At 68.7% G+C, this 15,620-nt stretch carries 15 protein-coding genes and 2 pseudogenes; 8 read left to right on the top strand and 9 right to left on the bottom strand.

The features are described 5' to 3' along the window. Positions 1-13 precede the first annotated feature (13 nt). From CLG85_RS04205 to CLG85_RS04220, 4 genes are all read left to right on the top strand, one after another. Positions 14-169, top strand: a complete 156-nt coding sequence (locus CLG85_RS04205) for an adenylosuccinate lyase (RefSeq protein ID WP_095882622.1) — start codon at positions 14-16, stop codon at positions 167-169. Positions 170-299: 130 nt separating this feature from the next. Continuing rightward, complete coding sequence (locus CLG85_RS04210) at positions 300-1,349, top strand: flagellar motor switch protein FliG (RefSeq protein WP_095882621.1); 1,050 nt, start codon at positions 300-302, stop codon at positions 1,347-1,349. 172 nt (positions 1,350-1,521) lie between these two features. Next, positions 1,522-2,421, top strand: a complete 900-nt coding sequence (locus CLG85_RS04215; RefSeq protein ID WP_095882624.1) for a lysophospholipid acyltransferase family protein — start codon at positions 1,522-1,524, stop codon at positions 2,419-2,421. Between the two features lie 87 nt (positions 2,422-2,508). Next, complete coding sequence (locus tag CLG85_RS04220) at positions 2,509-2,856, top strand: hypothetical protein (RefSeq protein WP_095882620.1); 348 nt, start codon at positions 2,509-2,511, stop codon at positions 2,854-2,856. A 16-nt stretch (positions 2,857-2,872) separates the two neighbouring features. On the opposite strand, the gene CLG85_RS04225 is transcribed toward CLG85_RS04220, so the two are convergent. Beyond that, positions 2,873-3,580, bottom strand: coding sequence for a DUF1223 domain-containing protein (locus tag CLG85_RS04225; RefSeq protein WP_095882619.1), 708 nt, complete (start codon positions 3,578-3,580; stop codon positions 2,873-2,875). A 217-nt stretch (positions 3,581-3,797) separates the two neighbouring features. Between CLG85_RS04225 and acnA the strand changes: the two genes are divergently transcribed. Continuing rightward, positions 3,798-6,566 (top strand): aconitate hydratase AcnA, encoded by a 2,769-nt coding sequence (acnA, locus tag CLG85_RS04230; RefSeq protein WP_095882618.1) that lies wholly within the window; start codon positions 3,798-3,800, stop codon positions 6,564-6,566. A 310-nt stretch (positions 6,567-6,876) separates the two neighbouring features. Further along, complete coding sequence (locus CLG85_RS04235) at positions 6,877-7,011, top strand: hypothetical protein (RefSeq protein ID WP_260348485.1); 135 nt, start codon at positions 6,877-6,879, stop codon at positions 7,009-7,011. A gap of 116 nt (positions 7,012-7,127) precedes the next feature. Here the strand turns inward: CLG85_RS04235 and CLG85_RS04240 are convergent, their stop codons facing one another. The 5 genes and pseudogenes from CLG85_RS04240 to CLG85_RS04260 form a co-directional block, all read right to left on the bottom strand. Beyond that, positions 7,128-7,562: a PACE efflux transporter gene (locus tag CLG85_RS04240; protein WP_095882617.1), complete on the bottom strand. Its 435-nt coding sequence runs from the start codon at positions 7,560-7,562 to the stop codon at positions 7,128-7,130. A gap of 158 nt (positions 7,563-7,720) precedes the next feature. Then, a complete protein-coding gene (locus CLG85_RS04245) occupies positions 7,721-8,749 on the bottom strand; it encodes an LLM class flavin-dependent oxidoreductase (protein ID WP_095882616.1) in 1,029 nt (342 codons plus the stop codon). A 91-nt stretch (positions 8,750-8,840) separates the two neighbouring features. Beyond that, the gene (locus CLG85_RS27310; RefSeq protein WP_311734955.1) at positions 8,841-9,272 is read right to left on the bottom strand and encodes a sensor histidine kinase; all 432 of its coding nucleotides are present in this window, start codon (positions 9,270-9,272) and stop codon (positions 8,841-8,843) included. 82 nt (positions 9,273-9,354) lie between these two features. Continuing rightward, a pseudogene (locus tag CLG85_RS04255) lies at positions 9,355-10,170 on the bottom strand (sensor histidine kinase N-terminal domain-containing protein); the annotation flags it as partial. Between the two features lie 4 nt (positions 10,171-10,174). Next, on the bottom strand, positions 10,175-10,837 hold the full coding sequence (locus tag CLG85_RS04260; RefSeq protein ID WP_260348486.1) for a response regulator: 663 nt from the start codon (positions 10,835-10,837) through the stop codon (positions 10,175-10,177). Positions 10,838-11,123: 286 nt separating this feature from the next. Here CLG85_RS04260 and CLG85_RS04265 point away from each other — a divergent pair, with 286 nt between their 5' ends. Continuing rightward, positions 11,124-11,879 (top strand): L,D-transpeptidase, encoded by a 756-nt coding sequence (locus CLG85_RS04265; RefSeq protein ID WP_224847017.1) that lies wholly within the window; start codon positions 11,124-11,126, stop codon positions 11,877-11,879. Between the two features lie 139 nt (positions 11,880-12,018). Then, positions 12,019-12,576, top strand: a complete 558-nt coding sequence (locus tag CLG85_RS04270) for a L,D-transpeptidase (RefSeq protein ID WP_095884397.1) — start codon at positions 12,019-12,021, stop codon at positions 12,574-12,576. Positions 12,577-12,675: 99 nt separating this feature from the next. Here the strand turns inward: CLG85_RS04270 and CLG85_RS27655 are convergent, their stop codons facing one another. From CLG85_RS27655 to CLG85_RS04285, 3 genes and pseudogenes are all read right to left on the bottom strand, one after another. Continuing rightward, complete coding sequence (locus CLG85_RS27655) at positions 12,676-12,900, bottom strand: hypothetical protein (protein ID WP_260348487.1); 225 nt, start codon at positions 12,898-12,900, stop codon at positions 12,676-12,678. Between the two features lie 133 nt (positions 12,901-13,033). Continuing rightward, positions 13,034-14,143 (bottom strand): annotated as a pseudogene (xylB, locus tag CLG85_RS04280) (xylulokinase); the annotation flags it as partial. Positions 14,144-14,147: 4 nt separating this feature from the next. Next, positions 14,148-15,614 carry a mannitol dehydrogenase family protein gene (locus CLG85_RS04285; protein ID WP_260348488.1) on the bottom strand — a complete coding sequence of 489 codons (1,467 nt, stop codon included), beginning with the start codon at positions 15,612-15,614 and terminating at the stop codon, positions 14,148-14,150. Between the last annotated feature and the right edge of the window lie 6 nt (positions 15,615-15,620).

Genomic DNA, 15,620 nt, shown 5'->3' on the forward strand with positions numbered 1-15,620 from the left:
CGGAGGACGACGCATGACGATCAAGACCCTGCTGACTGCCGCGGCCCTCTTCGCCGCCCCGCTCGCCGCCTGGGCGGATTGCAGCTATCACGACGAGGCCAAGATGACCTGCGCCGCCGGATCGGAATATGATTCCGCCACCGGCACCTGCAAGGTCGTCTCGGGCTGACCAAAGCGGCGGCACATCTGATCCGAGGTCGAAGGGCAGCCCGCCGAGGTTGCCCTTTTCCATACCGGGAATGAGGGATCGTTAACCTCGCTGCGCTAGCTCTGGCAGCAGCAAGAGCCTGGATGCCCCCATGTCGCAGCTGCCTTCCCCGTCCGATCTCGCGCCCGCCGGTGGGCGGCCGCCGTTGTCGCGGCGCGCCAAGGCGGCGATCATCGTGCAGTTCCTGCTCAACGAGGGAACCGACGTGCCGCTCTCCGCCCTGCCTGAGGACCTGCAGGCCGAGCTGACGCTGCAGCTCGGACGGATGCGCTACATCGACCGCGCCACGCTCAACACCGTGGTCGAGGAGTTCTCCGAGGAGCTCGACGGCGTCGGACTCTCCTTTCCCGGCGACATGGCCGGCGCGCTTTCCGCGCTCGAGGGCAAGATCAGCGCCCGCACCGCCGCCCGGCTGCGCAAGGAAGCGGGCGTGCGCCAGAGCGGAGACCCTTGGGAGCGTATCGGCGCCCTGCCGGAGGAGCGCATCGCCGCCATCGCCGGCGCCGAGGCGATCGAGGTGGCCGCGGTCATGCTCTCGAAGATCAACACCGCCAAGGCCGCCGCCGTGCTGGCGCAGATGCCCGGCGACCGCGCCCGCCGCATCACCTATGCCGTCTCGATGACGGCGGGCATCTCGCCCGAAGCAGTGGACCGCATCGGCCTCAGCCTCGCCGCCCAGCTCGATGCCGAGCCACCCCGGGCCTTTGCCAAGCGCGCCGACGAACGGGTCGGCGCCATCCTCAACTATGCCGCCTCGGCCAAACGCGACGAAGTGCTCGAGGGACTGGAGGAGACCGACAAGGACTTCGCCGAGGCGGTGCGCCGCGCCATCTTCACTTTCGCCGACATCCCCGCGCGGCTGCGCAAGCAGGACGTGCCCAAGATCACCCGTGACGTGCCGCCCGAGCAGCTCACCGTGGCCATCGCCGCCGCGAGCTCCGAGGGGGACCTGCCCGCCGCAGAGTACCTGCTTGAAAACATGTCGAAACGCATGGCCGCGGCGCTGCGCGAGGATGCGGCGGGGATGAGCGTCAAGGGCAAGAAGGGCGAGGCGGCGATGAACGCCGTGGTCAGTGCCATCCGCGAGCTCGTCAGCGTCGGCGAGATCGAGCTGAAGTCAGGTGACGACGACGAGGACTAGCCCCGGAACTTGTGCCGCGCCGTTCCTCGGCTTAAGTCTGCCGCTCAGACCAGCGGAGCGGGATGTGACCAAGGGCAAGACACATAAGGCCACGACAGACGAAGACGCGACCAGCCGCGCTGCGGCGACGCGCGCGGTTCCGGCCCAGGAGACCGAGGAGCAACGCGGCGGCATGGCCGACCTCCTGTCGGACAAGGCGCTGCGCGGGATGATCCGGCTCGCCCTGCTGTTGCCGCCCGCGCTGCGCGGCCGGATGATGGCGGCCCTGGTCTCGCGGATAGTCGCCCCGCTGACCGGCTACCGCGACCGCGCCATGGCCAATCTCGCCCACGTCTGGCCCGAGATGCCAGAGCGTGAGCGCCGCCGCATCGCCCGCGAGGTGGCGCAGAATGCCGGCCGCACGATGATCGAGAATTACGACGTGCCGGGGCTGCTCGAGCGGATGAAGGACACGCCGGTCACCGGCGAGGGCGTTGCCGCCATCGAGGCGGCGCGGGCCGAGGGCAAGCCGATCCTCTTCGTCACCGGCCACTACGGCAACTTCGAGGCGCCGCGCGCCGCGCTGGTCGCGCGCGGCTGGCGCATCGGCGGGCTCTACCGGCCCATGGCCAACCCCTTCTTCAACGAACATTACGCCGCCAACATGCACGCGCTCAGCGATCCGGTCTTCGAACAGGGACGCCGCGGCACGATGGGGCTGCTCAAGCACATCCGCGGCGGCGGCATGGGGGTGCTGCTCTTCGATGTCTACGACAGCGCCGGCGTGCCCATCGACTTCCTCGGCCAGCCTGCGCCCACGCTGACCTCCGCCGCCGAGATCGCGGTAAAGACCGGGGCGCTCTTCGTGCCGTTCTTCGGCATCCGCAAGCCCGACGGGGTGAACTTCGAGGCAGTCTTCGAGGCGCCGATCCCGCATGGCGATCCGGTCGAGATGATGCGCGAGGTGACCCGAAGGCTCGAGGCGCGGATCGAGGCCGACCCCGGGCAGTGGTTCTGGATCCACCGCCGCTGGAAGCCGAAGCGTCAGCGCAAGCGGGCGGAAAAGCGCGCACGGCAGCAAGGCGAGGCCTGAGCCGGCCGCAAGGCGCTTGTTCCCGGAGAAGGCACTGCCCTAGGCTTTGCGCACTGCCTTGGTTCATCAATTTTCGGGAAATCCCACATGCCCTTGCTCAGGACAGCCACCGGCTTCGCCGCGATCGTCATTGCCTCGGCCTGCGCCGACACCGCGACCACTCCGACCGGCGCAACGATGCCCGCCTCGCCCGCAGGCCCGCCCTTCATCGAGACCATGGCCCCCGAGGTGACCAACGCCGCGGTCGCCTCCTGCCAGAGCGCGCTCGAGACACAGACCGAAGGCGGCGTGAGCGTGGTCGGCAGCGAAACCTCCGAGGCGGCCACGGCGATCTACATGCGCGTCGGCGCGAATGGCGCGCCCTGGCGCTGCCTCGTGGCGCCCGACGGAAGCGGGCCGGATCTGATGTTCATGGGGTCAGAAGGCGCGGCCTGAGCGCCGCGCCGGACGGTCAGTTCCGCCAGCGCGCGGCAGCGAGCACCGGGCCGAAGGGCGGCTCCTGGACCAGCACCACCGCCGGATCGTCGCCCTCGAGCGGCACCGAGGTCTCGTAGGCGCCCTGCCCGTCCCAGCTGCCGATCACCCGCCAGCCGTGGGCGATATTGGTGTAGGTCATCTCGAGCCCGGCATTCTCGCCATCCTCGATGTCCACCGTCTTTTCCGGCGAGTAGCGCACGAGGTGCACCACCGTCTCGGGCGGCAGCGTGGACAGCGGCTCGGCGCGGATCACCAGCTCGTCGCCGTCGCGCGCCAGCAGCAGTTTCACCGGCGACGGGGTCTTGGCGGCGGCACGGATCGCATCCACCACCTTCATCGGGCGCGAGCCGACAACGTCGAAACGCCCCGCCACGATCATCTGCGGCGTGTAGAGCGAGCGGCGCCCGGCCGCGCGGGCATAGCCCTTCTGGCGTTTGGTGAAGGCTGGATCCGCGAAATCATCCTTCCAGCCGATGTAGTCCCAGTAGTCCACATGCAGCGCCAGCGGGATGACATCCTCGCGCCCGCTGAGCTCCGAGAGCACCGCGTCGGCGGGCGGACAGGCGGCGCATCCCTGCGAGGTGAAGAGCTCGACGAGGACCGGCGTGTCCTGCTGCGCCTGCGCCATACTGCCTGCCAGCAACATGGCAATGGGTGCCATCCAAGTCGTGAGTCGGATCATTTGGCCAGTTTTCCCCGTAGCTCTGCCCCAATTGAGGTACAAAACCCTCATTGAAATAACCAATCAAGGTTTTGCGAGAGCGGGTGATGCAGGTTTTTCAACAACTGTATACCATCGAATACAATTTATATACCTCCAGACTTGATCCAACATGGTCCCTGCGCCATCTACCCAGTAGCGACCCAGATTTTCTCCACCCAAGAAGAGGGAGCCACACATGCCCATCACGGTTGGTCAGGACACGTCCAAGACGCGCAAGACGCTCGAGGTGAATGGCAAGACCATCGCCTATTATTCGATCCCCGCGGCAGAGGCTGCCGGTCTCGGCGAGTTCGCAAATCTTCCCGCAGCACTCAAGGTCGTGCTCGAGAACATGCTCCGCTTCGAAGACGGCAAGACCGTCTCGGTGGAGGACATCAAGGCCTTCTCGGACTGGGGCAAGATGGGCGGCAAGAACCCGCGCGAGATCGCCTATCGTCCCGCCCGCGTGCTGATGCAGGATTTCACCGGCGTTCCGGCGGTGGTCGACCTTGCCGCGATGCGCGACGGCATCAAGGCGCTCGGAGGCGATCCGCAGAAAATCAACCCGCTGAACCCGGTCGATCTGGTCATCGACCACTCGGTGATGATCGATGAATTCGGCAACCCGCGCGCCTTCCAGATGAACGTCGACCGCGAGTACGAGCGCAACATCGAGCGCTACGAGTTTCTCAAGTGGGGTCAGTCGGCCTTCAACAATTTCCGCGTGGTGCCGCCGGGCACCGGCATCTGCCACCAGGTGAACCTCGAATATCTCGCGCAGACCGTCTGGACCGACGTTGACCAGAGCGGCGCCGAAGTCGCCTACCCCGACACGCTGGTCGGCACCGACAGCCACACCACGATGGTCAACGGCGCCGCGGTTCTGGGTTGGGGCGTGGGCGGCATCGAGGCCGAGGCCGCGATGCTCGGTCAGCCGATTTCCATGCTGATCCCCGAGGTCGTCGGCTTCAAGCTGACCGGCGAGATGGTCGAGGGCACCACCGGCACCGACCTCGTGCTCAAGGTCGTCGAGATGCTGCGCGCCAAGGGCGTGGTGAACAAGTTCGTCGAATTCTACGGCGACGGGCTCGACAAGCTGCCGCTGGCGCAGCGCGCCACCATTGCCAACATGGCCCCCGAATACGGCGCCACCTGCGGCTTCTTCCCGATCGACGCCGAGACCCTGCGCTACCTCGAGCAGACCGGCCGCGACAAGGACCGCATCGCGCTGGTCGAGGCCTACGCCAAGGAGAACGGTTTCTGGCGCGGCTCCGGCTATGATCCGATCTACACCGACACGCTCGAGCTCGACATGGGCACCATCGTGCCCGCCATCTCGGGTCCGAAGCGTCCGCAGGACTACATCGCGCTAGACGCCGCCGCCCCCGCCTTCGCCAAGTTCGTCGAGGGCCAGCGCAACGGCAAGGCGACCGACCGCGCCGAGGCCCGCTGGGAGGCCGAGGGCGGCGCCCCCGAGCCGAGCGACATCCCCGGCGACGTCGGCCATCACGCCAAGGGCTGGTACAAGACCGACGACGGCGCCTACCAGCTGCACGACGGCTCGATCGTGATCGCCTCGATCACCTCCTGCACCAACACCTCTAACCCCTACGTGATGATCGGCGCCGGTCTCGTCGCCCGCAAGGCGCGCGAGCTTGGCCTCAATCGCAAGCCCTGGGTGAAAACCTCGCTGGCCCCCGGCTCGCAGGTCGTGTCGGAATACCTCGAGGCCGCGGGCCTGCAGGAGGATCTGGATGCGGTGGGTTTCAACCTCGTTGGCTACGGCTGCACCACCTGCATCGGCAACTCCGGCCCGCTGGATGGGCCGATCTCCAAGGCGATCAACGACTACGACCTGATCGCCACCTCGGTGCTTTCGGGCAACCGCAACTTCGAGGGCCGCATCTCGCCCGACGTGCGCGCCAACTACCTCGCCTCGCCGCCGCTGGTGGTGGCCTACGCGCTGGTCGGGGACATGAACGTCAACATCGCCGAGGACGTCATCGGTCAGGACAAGGACGGCAACGACGTCTACCTGAAGGACATCTGGCCCTCGAACGCCGAGATCGCCGAGCTGGTCGAGAAGACCGTGACCCGCAAGGCCTTCCAGGAGAAATACGCCGACGTCTTCAAGGGCGACGAGAAGTGGCAGGGCGTGGAAGTCAAAGGCGGCGAGACCTACAGCTGGCCGCCGACCTCGACCTACGTGCAGAACCCGCCCTACTTCCAGGGCATGTCCAAGGATCCGGGCGTGATCACCAACATCGAGGGCGCACGCGTGCTCGCGGTGCTGGGCGACATGATCACCACCGACCACATCTCGCCCGCCGGCTCGTTCAAGGAAAGCACCCCGGCCGGCCAGTACCTCGTCGAGCACCAGGTGCCCGTGCGCGAGTTCAACTCGTACGGCAGCCGGCGCGGCAACCACGAGGTGATGATGCGCGGCACCTTCGCCAACATCCGCATCAAGAACGAGATGCTGGACGGGGTCGAAGGCGGCTACACCAAGGGCCCCGACGGCGCGCAGACCTCGATCTACGAGGCCGCCATGGCCTACCAGGATCAGGGCACCCCGCTGGTGATCTTCGGCGGTGAACTCTACGGCGCCGGCTCCTCGCGGGACTGGGCGGCCAAAGGCACGGCACTGCTGGGCGTCAAGGCAGTGATCGCCGAGAGCTTCGAGCGCATCCACCGCTCCAACCTCGTCGGCATGGGGGTCATCCCCTTCGAGTTCACCGGCGGCGACACCCGCAAGACGCTGGGGCTGACCGGCGAGGAAACGGTGAGCATCGAGGGGCTCGACACGGTGACCCCGCTGGCCGAGGTGCCCTGCACGATCACCTTCAAGGATGGCACGTCGAAGACCATCCAGCTCAAGTGCCGCATCGATACGGCGATCGAGAAGGAATACGTCGAGCACGGCGGCGTGCTGCACTACGTGCTGCGCGACCTCGCGGCGTCCTGATCCCCGTCACGTCGGCCCGTCCCGGGCGACCCCATCGTACGACTTGTCGCGATTTGACCGCCCGGAGCGCCTGCTCCGGGCGGTTTTGTGGTGTTCTGGCGCAACGTCAGCCGCAAAATCGTGACCTGAAAGCCACAAAATGCCGGATTTCCGCGCAGATGTGCGGTGTTTGAGCAAAACTCTGCATTCGCGTCGCATTCGCGACACCAGCCCGCCCGCAACCTGCTGTATTCTGGGAAAAAGCTCTCCATGTGAGGGAGCACTGAAGGGACAGGGGCAACGACCCCGACATTCCCGGGCGAGGCAGAAGATGAAACGAACAACCCTTATCCAGCTGGGGGCCTTGGTGGCTCTTGTCGTCTTTGGCGCCTACCAGGGCGCCCGTGCGCAGCACACCGTGCCCGCGCCCTTCTGCGCGGAGGCGGACGGCGGCTGCGCGCTCTGAGGCTTTGCGGCATCTGTTCCGGCAGATCCGGGGGCGCTGCCCCCGCCGCGCGATGCGCGGCCCCCCGGGATATTTGTGCCTAGAAGAAAGCGCCTTGCGGAACGAGGACCGCGGCGTCAGCCGCGCGCCTCGGCGCGGGACCGCGGGATCGGGAAGACCAGGTCGTAGAGCCAGTTGAAGACGAAGGCATAGACAAGGTAGAAACCCGCGAAGCCCATGTCCATGACCAGAGCATGGCCGAGGCTCACGCCCAACTCCCAGGCGATATATGGCGCCAGCGCCAGCAGCAGGCCGAGCTCGAAGAGACCCGCGTGGATCACCCGCAGGCCGACGCTCTTTTGCGTGTGGCCGTAGCGGCGGGTCATCCACAGGTCGAAAATCAGGTTGTAGAGATAATTCCAGCCCGTCGCCACCGTGGCGCAGACCAGCGCGACGAGGCCGATCTCGTGCATGTCCCGGTCAAAGGCCCAGGCGCCGAGCGGGGTGACGAGGGCAAGGCCGAGCAGCTCGAAGCTGAGGGCGTGACGAATACGATCGGACCGGCTGCGCATGACACTCTCCATGGCGTCGGGCCGTCCCGTCTGCTGTCCCGGTATGGGGGAGGTCGTCCTCTCTCGGCCAAGTTACCTAGAGGCTCCGGCGCGGCAAATCAAGCGCGCCGGAGGCAGTGCGGCGTTGCGCCGGGGGCAAGTCAGGCCAGCGGCGCCGCTCAGCCCGCCTTGCGCAGCTCGGGAGCGACCTTGGTGCCGAGCACCTCGATGGCCTTGAGCATCTCGGCGTGTTCGATGACGCCGATGGCCATCTGGATGGTCACCCGGTCAAAGCCGAGATCCTCGCGCAGCCCGAGGATCTTGTCCACCAGCTGCGGCGGGCTGCCGACGAACATCGCGCCCTCGGGGCCCATGCTCTCGTCGTATTGCGCGCGGCTCTGCGGCGGCCAGCCCCGCTCGCGGCCGAGCTGGTCCATCACCTGCTTCTGCGCTGGGAAGAAGAGATCGGCGGCCGTCTTGCCATCCTCGCCGACGAACCCGTGCACATTGAGCGAAACCCGCGCCTGCTCGGCGTGGCCTGTCTGCGCGGCGGCCTTGCGGTAGAGATCGGCCAGCGCCTTGAAGCGGCGCGGCTGGCCACCGATGATCGCCAGCGCCAGCGGCGCCCCCAGCGCGCCGGCGCGCACCATGCTCTGCGGCGTGCCGCCCGCGGCGATCCAGATCGGCAGCTTGTCCTGCGCAGGACGCGGGTAGACCCCGAGGCCCTCGACCTTGGGCGTATGCGCCGAGCCGGGCCAGGTCAGCCGTTCCTGCTCGTTGATCGCGAGCAGCATCTGCAGCTTTTCCTCGAACAGCGCGTTGTAGTCGTCGAGATCGTAGCCGAAGAGCGGGAAGCTCTCGATGAAACTGCCGCGGCCCACCATGATCTCGGCACGCCCGCCGGTCAGATTGTCGAGCGTCGCGAACTGCTGGTAGACGCGGATCGGATCGTCCGAGCTGAGCACCGTCACCGCCGAGCTGAGCTTGATAGTCTTCGTCGTGCGCGCCGCGCCGGCCAGCACCGTGGCGGGCGACGAGATCGCGTAATTCGGGCGGTGGTGCTCGCCGAGGCCGAAGACATCGAGCCCGACCTGGTCGGCCAGCTCGATCTCTTCCATCAGGTTCCGCAGGCGCTTCTGCGCATCGACCTTCTCGCCGGTGACCGGGTTGGTCCCCACGTCGCCGAATGTGTAAAGTCCGAGTTCCATTGCACTCTCCTTGTCTTGGAGCGCAATCTAGGGGCCCCGGCGGCACCGCGACAGCCCCCTGCCGCGCACATGCGATGTGCGGCAGGGAAGATCAGGCGCCCGGCAGGTGCAACTCGGCGCGCTGGCCCTTCCCGGCGCTCGGCGGCAGCTCGAGACCTCCGCCGAGCCGTTCCATCGCGGCGCGGGCGATGGCGAGGCCAAGCCCGCTGCCATCGCCGCCCTGCGTGCCGCGCACGAAACGCTCGCAGGCCCGCGCGCGCAGGGCCTCGGGGATACCCGGGCCGTCGTCCTCGACCGCAACGACCGCGCCATCGCATTGGATACGCACCGTGCCGCCCTCGGGCGAGGCCTGCACGGCATTTTCCACCAGGTTGCGCAGGGCAATGTGCAGCAGGAAGGCGCTGGCGGGCAGCGGCTGCTTGCGGCCCTCGGGGATTTCGCACCGCAACGTGACGCCCCGCGCCTCGGCCAGGGGGGGCGAGGTCGGCACAGATCTCGCCGCCGAGCTGCCCGAGGTCCACACACTCCGCCGCCGCGCCCTCGCGCTCGACCGCCGAAAGCTCGAGGAGTTGCCGCACCAGCCGATCGGTGCGGTCCACCGAGCGTTCGATATTCTGCAGCGCGCGGGTCCGCGTGGCCTCGTCGGGGGCGATGCGGGCGATCTGCGCCTGGGCGCGCAGCCCCGCAAGCGGCGTCTTCAGCTCATGCGCGGCAAAGGCGGTGAAATCGCGCTCGGTCTCGCGCGCCTTGGCAAGCCGGGCAAAGAGGTCGTCGAGCGCGCGGCGCATGGGGCGCATCTCGGCGGGCACCGGACCGGCGGGCAGCGGCGCCAGATCGGAGGGGCTGCGCAGGCGCAGCGCCTCGGCCAGCCGGTGCATCGGCGCCAGTCCGCGCCCGAGGCTGACCCAGAGCGCCGCCGCCAGCAGCGGCAGGATCAGCGCCATGGGCAGCAGGAGCCCCTCGATCACCCCCGAGACCAGCCGGTCGCGCACCCCGAGGCTGTCGCCCACCATGACCCGCACCCCGAGCGCGGCGTTCTCGACGGTGTAGACCCGCCATGTCTCGCCACCGACGGTGCTTTCCGAATAGCCCGTCCCCTGCGCCCCGGTGAGCTGCGCCTGTGGCGCGCCCTCGGACTGGCCCACCAGCGTGCCCTGCAACGACCAGATCTGGCACGAGAGCTGATGCGCGTAATCGCCATGGGGGTCGAGCGGGATCGCCACCGGCGCGCCCTCGCCGGCCATGGCGATCCGCCGGTCCTCAAGCAGCGATGAGACCATCCGCGCCGCCTCGGCCAGCCGCGCGTCGAGCACACGGGTGACCTGCGCGCGGGTGGAATGCTCGATCCAGATCACCGCCGAGAACCAGATCGCGCCGGTGGCCAGCGCGAGGATCAGGAAGAGGCGCAGGCGCAGGGACATGGGCTCAACCCTCGGCGGCGACGCGGTAGCCAAGGCCCCGCACCGTCTCGATGAAGCCGCGGCCGAGCTTGGCGCGCAGGTGGTGGACGTGGACCTCGACGGTGTTGCTCTCGATCTCCTCCTGCCAGCCGTAGAGGCGCTCCTCCAGCACCGGCTTCGACAGGATCTGCCCCGGGCGCTCCATCAGCGCATGCAGCACGGCGAACTCTCGGCGAGAGAAGCTGAGCGGCGCACCCTGCAGCACGCCGCGCATCCGCGACGGGTCCAGCTCGAGCCCGTTCCAGCGCAGCACCGCGGCCGCCCGGCCCTCGGAGCGACGCAGGATGGCGCGCAGCCGCGCCGCCAACTCGTGCAGGTCGAAGGGCTTGCCGAGGTAGTCGTCGGCCCCGGCGTCCAGTCCCTCGATCCGGTCGCGCACCTGGTCGCGGGCGGTGAGCAGCAGCACCGGCAGCTCCGAACCGCCGCGGCGGATCTCGGAAAGCAGCTCCAGCCCCGAGCCATCGGGCAGCATCACGTCGAGCACCAGGCCGGCGAACTCCGAGCCCGCCAGCGCCGCGCGCGCGTCGCCCAGCGTGGCCACGGCATCGGCGGTGAAGCCGGACAGGCCGAGGCCCACCGAGAGTCCCTCGGAAAGCACAGGGTCATCCTCGACGATCAAGATGCGCATGAAACCTCCTTGCGCGGGCGGGCTCTCTGGTCAACCTTAAGACTTACTTAAGCACCAATTCCTAGTTGCCTCCGATGTGTCCCAGAGCCTTTTCCCAGCGCCGCGCCGTGCGCCCTGCCCCCATTTCTGTTGCCCGCCCGCCACAGGCCGGCACCAGCCAGCGGACAACCGCCGAATTCACCCTACCTACGTCCCATCGACGTGACGGCGCACCCCTAGCTGCGCCACACGCACTTCGGCGCGCAGCCGCCCTGCGCCCCAATTCCAAGAGCAACGGACCCGCCAGATGACAGACACCCTCTCCGGTCGCCTTACACGACGCCTCCCCCTCGCCGCCCTTTCGCTGAGCCTCTTCGGCCTGCTGTCGGCCTGCGCCACCACCTCCGCCCTGCCGCCCAACACGCCCGGCGCGATCACCGACGAGACCCGGATGATGTATGCGGAGGTGCAGGACGGCGACATCACCATCCCGGCGATCGAGGACAAGTACCTGACCGAGGAGAAGAAGCGCCAGGTGGTCGACTACTGGTCCGACGAGAAGCCCGGCACGATCATCGTCGATCCCGGCGCGCGCTGGCTCTACCAGGTGCAGGATGGCAACACGGCCATGCGCTACTCGGTCGCCGTCGGCGCCGAGGGGCTGGCCTTCTCCGGCAACGCCAATATCGCGGTAAAGCGCCACTGGCCCAACTGGACCCCGACCGCGAACATGATCCGCCGCGACCCCGAGACCTACAAGCCGCTGGCGAACGGGCTTCCCGGCGGGCTCGAGAACCCGCTCGGCGCGCGCGCGCTCTACCTCTACAAGGGCGGCCGCGACACGCTCTACCGCATCCACGGCACCCCCTCGCCCTGGACGGTCGGCCACGCCACCTCCTCGGGCTGCATCCGCATGTTCAACCAGGATTCGCTCTACCTCTACGACAATACGCCCAAGGGCACCAAGGTCGTGGTCCTGCCCAAGGAGCGCTCTGGCGAAGGCACCGTGCCGCCCTCCGACATGCTGTCGATGACCGGCGACCTCGCGGACAGCGGCGCCTGATCCAGGGCGACCCGCCACGGGTGATCGCATTTGCGTGAGGCGCGGCGGGTCGTGGTCAAAGCTTAAGCTCCGGTTAAGCCGGAGCCGGTCTCTCGCGGCAAGGACGGGGCGTACCCCCGCCGCAAGACAGGAGACCAAGATGAGCCCCTCGCTGACCCGCCGCGCCGCCCTGCGCGGCTCTCTCGCCGCCGCCTCGCTTCTGGCCACCCCCGCGCTGCTGCACGCGCAGGGCGTCCCCCGCCGCAACGCCTCGAGCTGGGTGAGGCAGGACTGGCGCGACCATTTCGACACCCTCGGCAAGGCCACGCTGGTGGCCGACACCGCCTCGCGCACGCTGCACTACTGGAACGCCGACGACACCGACTACCGCGCTTACCCGACCTCTGTGCCGCTGACCGACGAGCTGACCAAGCGCGGCTATACCTCGATCGTGCGCAAGAAGGTCGGCCCGTCCTGGACCCCGACCGCCTCGCAGATGGAGCGCTACCCGGACTGGAAGCCGATCGGCCCCGGCCCCGAAAACCCGCTCGGCACCCACGCCATGTACCTCAGCTGGCCCGCCTACATCATCCACGGCACCCATGACACGCGGAAGATCGGCCGGCCCTCGTCGGACGGTTGCATCGGGCTCTACAACGAGAAGATCGCCGAGCTGTTCCAGCTCTGCCCGGTCGGCACGCAGGTGCGGGTGATCTGAGGCCGCGCCTCTGGACACGGATAGCCTGTCCCCGCCGTCTGGCCCCTTGCGCCTCCGGCGGGGATATTTTTGCCTAGAAGAAAGAGGGGGATCGCGAGGTCACTGGATCTCGCGGATCGCGCGGTAGGCCGGGCCGAAGCGGCGGTAGGCGGCGTCATATGACTCCACCAGCTCGGCGACGGGCTCGATCACCTCGGCGGTGACGGGAGGGGTGATCACTTCGTCGGGGGCGGCACCGGTGGCGGCGATCTGGCCGAGCCGGGCGGCGCCGAGCGCCGCGCCGAATTCGCCCGAGGCCGGCAGGTGCAGCGGCGTGTCCAGCACCGTCGCGATCAGGCGCAGCCAATAGCGCGAGCGGCTGCCGCCGCCGATCGCCCAGCAGATGGCCGAGCTCTGCCTTGGCGCCGCGCAGCGCCTCGGCGCTGTCGCGCAGCCCGAAGGCGACCCCTTCGAGCACCGCGCGGGTCATGTCGTCGCGCCCGGTTTCCGCCCCGAGCCCGGTGAAGGCGCCGCGGATCGCGGCATCATTGTGCGGCGTGCGCTCGCCAGAGAGATACGGCAGGAAGCGGACCCGACCCGGCGGCATCAGCGCCTCGCCGAGCGGCGCGGTCAGCTCGGCCGGGCGCATCCCGGCGATCCGGGCAAGCCAGTTGAGGCTGTCGGTGCAGGAGAGCATCACCCCCATCTGGTACCAGCGCCCAGGCACCGCGTGGCAGAAGGTGTGCAGCGCGCTCTCCGGCAGTGGATGATAGCCGCTGCGCGCCGCCAGCAGCACGCCCGAGGTGCCGAGCGAGACGAAGCCCTGCCCCTCCGTCGAGCGCCCCCGGTGCCGCAGGCCGCGGCGGCATTGTCGCCCGCGCCCCCCCGCCACGGTGACCTGCTGCGCGAGCCCCCAGGCCCGCGCCAGTGCGGGTCGCAGCGAACCTGCCGAGGCGCAGCCCTCGACCAGCCGGGGCATCTGCCCGCGCGTCATGTGTCCGGCCTCGAGCAGCGCCTCCGACCAGCGCCGCGCCCCGGTGTCGAGCCAGGAGGTGCCGGCGCTGTCGGACATGTCGGCCACGTGATCGCCGGTCAGGTAGAGGTTGAGATAGGCCGCCGGAAGCAGCACCTTCGTCACCTGCGCAAAGATCTCGGGCTCCTGCGCGCGGACCCATTCGAGCTTGGGCGCGGTGAAGCCGGGAAAGACGATATTGCCTGAAAGCGCCCGGAACGCCGGAAGGGCGTCGAGCTGCGCGGCCTCGGCGAAGGCGCGCGTGTCGTTCCAGAGGATGCAGGGCCGCAGCACCGTGTCATCCGCCCCAAGCAGCACCGCGCCGTGCATGTGCCCCGCGACGCCGATGCCGCGCAGCCCGGCCCAGGCCGGGTGGCCGCGCAGTTCGCCCACCGCGCCCTCCAGCGCGTCGATCCAGTCGGAGGGGTCCTGCTCGGACCAGCCGGAGTGCGGGTGGCGCGCCTCGTAGTGGCGCTCGGCGCTGGCGACGGGCACCCCGGCCTCGTCGCAGAGCAGCGCCCTGAGGCCGGAGGTTCCGAGATCGATGCCGAGGTAGGAGGCGCCGTGAGTGGTCATGGGATCAGCCGTTCAGATAGGTTTCGATGCTGCGCTGCGCGCCCTCGGACCAGAGCCTATCGAGCCAGCGCGCGAAACTCTCTTCGAAGCGGCTATTGCCTTGAATCTCCCCGTAGACCGCCCGCTGGGTCAGCCAGGCAGCAGGGGTCTCGCGGGCCCTTGCCGCCAACTCGGTGAGCGCCTCCCAGTTGGGATCGTTTGGCGCGATTTCGGTGCCGTCCTCGAAGGTGCCGGCGCAGTAGCGGCACCAGAGCGCGCTCTCCAGCGCCAGCCCCTCGATCGGCGTGCCCTCGCGCAGCCCGTCGGCGATCGAGGGCACGATGAACTTCGGCTGCCGGTTCGAGCCGTCGAGGCAGAGCCGGCGGATGGTGTCTTTCACCGCCGGGTTGGCAAAGCGCCCCTCGATCAGCTCGAGGTAGGCCGGCGGGGTGAACTCGGGCACCGGGTCGACGTGGGGCAGGATTTCCGCGGTCTCGACCTTGCGCAGGTAGGCGCTGACCAGCGGGTGGGCCATCGCATCGTCGGCGAACTCGCAGCCGAGCAGCGCGCCGGCATAGGCGATGATCGCATGGCCGCCGTTGAGGATGCGGATCTTCATGCGCTCGTAGTCGTGCACGTGATCGGTGAAGGTGACGCCGACCTCTTCGAGCCGCGGGCGGCCCTGCGGGAAGTTGTCCTCGAGCACCCATTGCCGGAACGGCTCGCAGGTCACCGGCACCGGGTCGTCGAGTCCGAATTCGCGAGCCAGCGCGCGCTCGCCCTCGCCCGTGGCGGGGGTGATGCGATCGACCATGGAATTGGGGAAGGCGACGTTGGCCTCGATCCACCCGGCGAAGTCGGGATCCGACAGCCGCGCCGTGCCCGCGACCGCATCGCGGGTCACCTCGCCGTTGCCGGGGATGTTGTCGCAGCTCATCACGGTGAAGGGCGGCAGCCCGGCGTCCTTGCGCAGCTTGAGCGCGGCGACAATGGCACCGAAGACCGTCTTCGGACGCTCGGGCGCGGCACCGTCGGCAAGGATATCGGGATGCGCGGGATCGAAGGTGCCGGTGGCGGCATCGACGTAATAGCCGCCCTCGGTCACCGTCAGCGAGACGATCCGGGTCGCCGGGTCGGCCATGCGGCCGATGAGCGGGCCATTCTCGGGGTCAACCGGGCAGAAATCCACCATGGCGCCGATGATCCGCGGGCGCGGGCCCGAGGGATCGAGCTCGATCACCGTCGACAGGTAGTCCTGCGCCGCCAGCGCATCCCGCATATTGCCGTCGGGCGCGCGCACGCCCGCGCCGCAGATCGCCCAGTCGTGGTCCAGCCCCTTGGCGAAGAGATCGTCGAGATAGACCGCCTGATGCGCGCGGTGGAAGTTGCCGAGGCCGACGTGCACGATGCCCGGCGTCAGGGAGGACCGGTCGTAGGCGGGGCGGGAGATGCGGGGATCAAGCGCGTCAAGCGCGCCGGTGTGGAGTTTCATGGGAGT

Origin of the sequence: Alloyangia mangrovi (genome assembly GCF_002300555.2) — a bacterium.
Classification (GTDB): Bacteria; Pseudomonadota; Alphaproteobacteria; order Rhodobacterales; family Rhodobacteraceae; genus Salipiger; species Salipiger mangrovi.